The organism is Sphingomonas fucosidasi, from assembly GCF_036663855.1.
GTDB lineage: Bacteria > Pseudomonadota > Alphaproteobacteria > Sphingomonadales > Sphingomonadaceae > Sphingomonas > Sphingomonas faeni_B.
The window spans coordinates 646,090-652,388 of the sequence record NZ_JAXOJR010000002.1 but is presented as its reverse complement, the minus strand read 5'-3'; the positions used below and the strand labels follow the sequence as shown (position 1 = coordinate 652,388).

Below are 6,299 nucleotides of genomic sequence, written 5' to 3'. Positions count from 1 at the left end.
CTGGGGTATCGGTCTTCATAATCTCTAACTCCCCTCCCGCCTGCGGGAGGGGCCGGGGGTGGGCTCCCGGCCTCGGCGTCTTGCACCGTGGATGGCGGGGGGGGGGGCCCCCCCCCCCCCCCCCCCCCGCCACAAGCGCCCTCGCCCGGTACTGCCCCTCACCCCGACCCTCTCCCCGAAGGGGAGAGGGAGAAGGTCCCAGACATGCTGCATTTCGAACTCGTCACGCCAGAAAAGCTCGTCCGCTCGGAGGAGGTCTACATGGTCGTCGTTCCCGGCACCGAAGGCGATTTCGGCGTCCTCGAAGGCCATGCGCCCTTCATGTCGACGGTCCGCGACGGCGGCGTGCAGATCTTCCGCACGCAGAACGGCGCCCCCGAGGTCATCGCGATCAGGGGCGGTTTCGCCGAGGTCAACGCCAAGGGCCTGACCGTCCTCGCCGAACACGCCGGCGAGTAAGACTGTTTCCCCGCGAAGGCGGGGATCCAGACTGGGCATTCGCCTTCGCGGTTGAACAAACTTGGCTGGTGACGGACGCTGAACTAGCGCCCCCTTCAAACCGTCATCCCAGCGCAAGCTGGGATCTCCCCGTTCCGGGTCGCAGCGCCCGCCCCGCTGATATCCCAGCTTTCGCTGGGATGACGGTCGGGAGAGGGGGTGCCCTCTACAGAAAATATTCGGGCAGACGTCTATCGGCTTGCGAGCTTGCGTCGTGCAGCCGCGCCCCCCCAACCGTCATCCCAGCGAAAGCTGGGATCTCCCCGTTCCGGGTCGCAGCACCCGCCCCGATAATATCCCAGCGTTCGCTGGGATGACGGGTGGGGCGCCGCTACAAGAAATTATACGGGTCGACGTCGACCGTCACCCGAACCTTCGACGGCCAGTCCAGCTTACCCAACCACGCCCGGATGACATCCTGCACATCCAGCGCCCGCCGTGCGTGGACGAGCAGCCGATACCGGTGCCGCCCCCGCAGCATCGCCAACGGCGCCGGCGCAGGCCCATACACGTGCATGCCCTCGACCTCGGGCGCACTCCGCCCCACCAGCTTGGCCGTATCATGCGCGCAACCCTGGTCCTCCGACGACACCACGATCGCAGCATACCTTCCGAACGGCGGCGCCCCCGCATCCTTCCGCGCATCCGTCTCCGCCGCATAGAACGCATCCGCATCACCAGTGATCAGCGCCTGCATCACCTGAGCCCCCGGACTATGGGTCTGAATGAACACATGGCCGGGTTTCTCGCCACGCCCGGCGCGGCCCGATACCTGCCGGATCTGCTGGAACGTGCGTTCCGCCGCTCGGAGGTCGCCGCCGTCTAGACCCAGATCCGCATCGACCACGCCGACCAGCGTCAGGTTCGGGAAGTGATACCCCTTCGTCACGAGCTGCGTACCGACGACGATGTCGATATCGCCCGCCTCCATCCGCCCGACAAACTCGGCCGCCTTGGCCGGCGACCAGATCGTGTCCGACGTGACCACGGCAGTTTTCGCCTCGGGGAACAGCGCCGTCACCTCGTCGGCGATCCGCTCCACGCCGGGCCCGCAGGCGACCAGCGTGTCCTCGCCCTTGCACTCCGGGCACACGCGCGGCGTCGGCTCCGCATGCCCGCAATGATGGCACGCAAGCCGCCGCGTCAGCCGGTGCTCGACCATCCACGCGGTACAGTTCGGGCATTGGAACCGATGCCCGCACGTCCGGCACAAGGTCAGCGGCGCATAGCCACGCCGGTTGAGGAACAGCAACGACTGCTCGCCCCGCTCCAGGGTCGCCTGCATCGCCTTCACGAGCCGCGGCGCGAGCCAGCGGCCACGCTCGGGCGGTTCCTTGATCAGGTCGATCGGCTCGATCGTCGGCATCTCCGCCGCGCCGAACCGACCGGGCAGCTTCAACTCCGCATACCGCCCGGTCACCACCTGTTGCCGCGTCTCGATCGCCGGCGTGGCAGACGCGAGGATCACCGGGCACCCCTCGAACTTGCCGCGCATCACCGCGACGTCGCGCGCATGATAATGCACGCCCTCTTCCTGCTTGAAGCTGGTCTCGTGCGCCTCGTCGACGACGATCAGCCCGAGATCGCGGTAGGGCAGGAACAACGCGGACCGCGCGCCTACCGTCACCAGCGCCTCGCCGCTCGCGATCGCGCGCCACGCCCTGCGCCGTTGGGTCGAGCGCAACCCCGAATGCCAGGCGATCGGCTCGCACCCGAACCGGTCGTGGAAGCGCTTGAGGAACGGCTCGGTCAGCGCGATCTCGGGTAGCAGCACCAAGGTCTGCCGCCCATCGCGGATCGCCTGCGCCACCGCCTCGAAATACACCTCGGTCTTGCCCGATCCCGTAACCCCGTCGAGCAACGTCGGGTGGAACGCGTGCTCCGCCACCCCCGCCACCAGAGCATCGGCCGCTGCCCGCTGGTCGTCGGACAGTGTCGGCTCGTGATGCGAGGGATCGGGGACGGGGTAGGGGCTGTCCAGGCTGACCTCGACCGCCTCGATCGCACCGACCTTCACCAGCCCTCGGATCACCGCATCGCTGACGTCGGCGGTCGTCGCCAACTCGCGGATCAGGCCTTGGCGATCACCGATCCGCTCAAGCGCCTGCTCGCGCTGCGGCGTGAGGCGGGGCGGCACGACGCCGGTGGACCGGTACTCGACAGCGGTCCGCGCGCCCTCCAGCGCCGAGGTCGAGGCGAGCGTCATCCGCAACACCGATGCGGCCGGCGCGAGATAATAATCCGCGGTCCACTCGACCAGCCGCCGCAACGGTGCCCCCAAGGGCGGCACGTCGGCGACCGCGAGCAGGTTGCGCAACCGGTTGTCGCCGACCTCCGCATCCGACGGCATCCGCTCCGGCTCCCACACCACGCCGAGTAGTTGCCTTGGCCCCAGCGGCGCGACCACGATCGAGCCCGGCCCCACGTCCATGCCGGCCGGCACGCGGTAGTCGAGCGGCCCGAGGGCGGCGTTGAGGATCAGGACACGGGCGCGGGACGACATCGTGTCCGTATATGGGGCCGGATCGCTCCTGCGTGAACCGCTTTACGCGGCGCAGCACTTCACGCAACGCCGCTGCGCGCCTGCACTGCCCGCCCGCGTCGACCTCAGGCGGCGGTCTTCCGATCGCCACGCCGCCGCTCGCCGACCCGCTCGCGTTTGGCCTGATAGAGATTGGTATCGGCGCGGTGGACGAAATCGCGGATCGTATGGCAATCGTGATCGAGCATCGCGATCCCGACGGTACCGGCACTGATCATCGCCAGCCCCCCCATCGCGATCGGAAAGCGCAGCGCTTCCTCGAGCCGCCGACGGACGTGGCTCATCGACATCGCCAGCGCCGGATCGTCGACGATTACCGCAAACTCGTCCCCGCCGAGTCGTGCGGCGAAACTGCCCTTCAACCACGGCGCTTCGAGCACCCGCCCGACGCCGCGCAGCACGTCGTCGCCTGCGGTATGACCAAGCGTATCGTTGATCGCCTTGAACCCGTCGAGATCGACGAGCGCCAGCAACAACGGCGTGCCGTGTTCGTGCGCGCGCAGTATCGCGGCGTCCAGCGCACGATCGAACGCCGCCCGGTTGGCGATTCCGGTGAGCGAGTCGGTGTCGGCGGTCCGGCGCAGCGTCACTTCCAGCGCATGGCGTTCGGTGACGTCCTGGAACACGCCGACCAGCGCGGTCGGTGTGTCGCCGTCGCCCTCGCATTCGCCCATCACGCGGACGCGGCGCAGTTCGCCTTGTGCGGTCGTGAAATCGACCTCGATATCGAGCGATGCACCGGTCTCGACCGCGCGCGCCAGTCCGGCGCTGATCTCCGCACGGGCATGCGGCGGATAGAAATTCAACGCCGTCGCCATAGTCGGGCGCTCGGACATCGGCAGGCCGTAGATGTGATAGACGCCGTCCGACCATTCGATATCGTCGTTGGCGAAATTCACGCGCCACGATCCGAACGCAGCCATCCGTTCCGCCTGGCGAAAGATCCGGTCCTGTCGCGTGAGCGCAGCGGCTTGGCGGTCTGCGATGGTGGCGATCGTTATCGCCTGACGCGCGGCGGCACGCGCCGCGATCGTCGTTTCGGCCAGCGTCGCCAGATGCTGCAACGCGCGCCGTCCGGCGTCGTTCAGGCTGCGGGGTGCGGTATCGACGATGCACAGCGCACCGATCGCATGTCGCTCGCCGGTGTCGTCGGTCGCGTGGATCGGCGCACCCGCGTAAAAGCGCAGGCCGTCCTGGGGAACGACCAGCGGGTTCGCGCCGAACCGCGGGTCGAGCGCCAGATCGTCGACGACCATCGGATCGCCGCCTTGGATCGTATGCGCGCACATGCCGACGTCGCGGGCGATCTCGCCCCGCGCACCCGTACTCGACGCCTTGATCCACAGTCGGTCGGTGTCGACCAGCGTCAACATGGCGGTCGGGCAACCGAGCATTTCTGCGGTCAGCGCAACCAGCGCATCGAATTCGCGCTCCGGCTCGCTATCGAGCAATGCGAGCGCATGAAGCGCGGCCAACCGCCGTGTTTCGTCCGCGAACATGTCGGCCATGGGCAGTGCTGGAGACATAATGTTTCTATTAAAGCGAGGGAGTTAATTTTCTTTGCCGGTTCCCACGGATACTATCCATCGGATGACCGTGACCATTTCCTTGTCTGCCACCGATCCGTCGACATGCGATGATGTTGATCCTTACAACAGGCCGCCATCGATGCTCTGGAGCGAGCATCTCGCGCGCGACCGTCGGCGATCGGTGCACACGGTACGCGCCTATCGCGCCTCGGCCGAGCGGCTGACCGCGTTCCTGATCGGCCATTGGGGCGAGGCGATCGACCGCACGGCGCTGGCGCGGGTCACGGCGACGGATCTTCGCGCATATCTGGCGCAGCGTCGCGAGTCGGGACTCGGCAACGCCTCGGCCGCGCGCGAATTGTCGGCGGTGCGCGGGTTCCTCGCCTGGGCGAACGAAGGCGCCGAGCAACCGCGGATGCGGGGACCGCGCGTCAAGACGGGCGTGCCGCGGCCGATCTCGCCGACCGAAGCCGTCGCGCTGGCGGAGGAGGTGGCCGACGATGCCGCCGAGCCGTGGATCGGCGCGCGCAACTGGGCGGTCCTGATGCTGTTGTACGGCGCAGGTCTGCGGATCGGCGAGGCCCTGACGTTGCGGGGCGAAATCCTGCCGCTCGGCGAGACGATCCGGGTGACGGGCAAGCGCGCCAAGACCCGCGTGGTGCCGCTGTTGCCACAGGTGCGCGACGCGATCGACGCGTATGTCGCGCAGACACCTTGGCCGGCCTCGCGCGACGAACCGCTGTTTCGGGGTGCGAGGGGCGGGCCGCTGTCGCCGGTCATGATCCGTCGTGCGGTGCAAGCCGCGCGGACCCGGCTGGGACTGGGCGACCGGACGACGCCGCATGCGCTGCGCCACAGCTTCGCGACGCATCTGCTGGGGCGGGGGGCGGACCTCCGCGCGCTACAGGAGCTGCTCGGCCATGCCAGTCTCAGTTCGACGCAAGTCTATACGCAGGTCGACGCGGCGCATCTGATGGACGTGTATCGGAACGCGCATCCGCGGGCCTGAGATCAGGCGGAGCCCTTCGGCTTCCACGTGACGACGCGCCAGACATAGCCGATGATGATGACGACGAACGTCGCGACGGCCACCGGCCCGACATAGCGGTCGAGTTCCTCGAAATGCGATCCGAGCAGGATGCCCGCATAGGCGAGCACGGTGTTCCAGATCGCACTGCCGGCCGCGGTCCAGATCACGAACTGCCAGATCGGCATCCGCGTCATCCCCGCGGGCAGCGAGATGACCGTGCGGAAGGTCGGCATGAACCGGAACACGAAGATCACCCAGCCGCCGCGCTTCATGAAGAAGCGGTGGATTGTCTCGACGTCCGACCATTCCATCGTCAGCCAGCGCCCGTTGCGCTCGATGAACGGGCGAAAGCGTTCGTAGCCGATGTTGCGGCCGATATAATACCAGAAGTAATTGCCGACGACCGACCCTGCGGTGCCCCAGGCGATCAGCGGCAGCACGGTCATGTCGCCGCGCGCGACCGCCATGCCACCAAGCCCCATGATCACTTCGGATGGTACCGGTGGCACGATATTCTCGAGCGCCATCAACAGGAAGATACCGAAATATCCGCCCCAGGCGATGAGATCGAGGATGAATTCGGTCATGGGTATGAGATACTGCCGGGACGCCGGATGGGTTCCGCGAGGCTTTTCATCATTGCACCACCCCGGCCCATCATTGCACCACCCCGGCGGAGGCCGGGGCCCAATTGGGGGAC

5 protein-coding genes are annotated in these 6,299 nt (G+C 67.5%); 2 read left to right on the top strand and 3 right to left on the bottom strand.

What is annotated here, in order from left to right; translation table 11 throughout:
- The first annotated feature begins 204 nt into the window (after positions 1 to 204).
- Positions 205 to 459 (top strand): ATP synthase F1 subunit epsilon, encoded by a 255-nt coding sequence (locus U1737_RS06505; RefSeq protein ID WP_248524389.1) that lies wholly within the window; start codon positions 205 to 207, stop codon positions 457 to 459.
- Positions 460 to 829: 370 nt separating this feature from the next.
- On the opposite strand, the gene U1737_RS06500 is transcribed toward U1737_RS06505, so the two are convergent.
- Together U1737_RS06500 and U1737_RS06495 are read right to left on the bottom strand one after the other, a co-directional pair.
- Complete coding sequence (locus U1737_RS06500) at positions 830 to 3,001, bottom strand: primosomal protein N' (protein WP_248524390.1); 2,172 nt, start codon at positions 2,999 to 3,001, stop codon at positions 830 to 832.
- 104 nt (positions 3,002 to 3,105) lie between these two features.
- The gene (locus U1737_RS06495; protein ID WP_248524391.1) at positions 3,106 to 4,548 is read right to left on the bottom strand and encodes a diguanylate cyclase domain-containing protein; all 1,443 of its coding nucleotides are present in this window, start codon (positions 4,546 to 4,548) and stop codon (positions 3,106 to 3,108) included.
- 160 nt (positions 4,549 to 4,708) lie between these two features.
- On the opposite strand from U1737_RS06495, the gene U1737_RS06490 reads away from it, so the two are divergent.
- Positions 4,709 to 5,578, top strand: a complete 870-nt coding sequence (locus U1737_RS06490; protein ID WP_332796029.1) for a tyrosine recombinase XerC — start codon at positions 4,709 to 4,711, stop codon at positions 5,576 to 5,578.
- Positions 5,579 to 5,580: 2 nt separating this feature from the next.
- Here U1737_RS06490 and U1737_RS06485 read toward each other — a convergent pair whose 3' ends face one another.
- A complete protein-coding gene (locus tag U1737_RS06485) occupies positions 5,581 to 6,186 on the bottom strand; it encodes a DedA family protein (RefSeq protein ID WP_332796028.1) in 606 nt (201 codons plus the stop codon).
- Positions 6,187 to 6,299 lie beyond the last annotated feature (113 nt).

Excerpts from the sequence above, each read along its gene's own strand:
- U1737_RS06490 (WP_332796029.1), top strand. The coding sequence starts at position 4,709 with ATGCTCTGGAGCGAGCATCTCGCGCGCGACCGTCGGCGATCGGTGCAC.
- U1737_RS06485 (WP_332796028.1), bottom strand. The coding sequence starts at position 6,186 with ATGACCGAATTCATCCTCGATCTCATCGCCTGGGGCGGATATTTCGGT.
- U1737_RS06495 (WP_248524391.1), bottom strand. The coding sequence starts at position 4,548 with ATGGCCGACATGTTCGCGGACGAAACACGGCGGTTGGCCGCGCTTCAT.
- U1737_RS06505 (WP_248524389.1), top strand. The coding sequence starts at position 205 with ATGCTGCATTTCGAACTCGTCACGCCAGAAAAGCTCGTCCGCTCGGAG.
- U1737_RS06500 (WP_248524390.1), bottom strand. The coding sequence starts at position 3,001 with ATGTCGTCCCGCGCCCGTGTCCTGATCCTCAACGCCGCCCTCGGGCCG.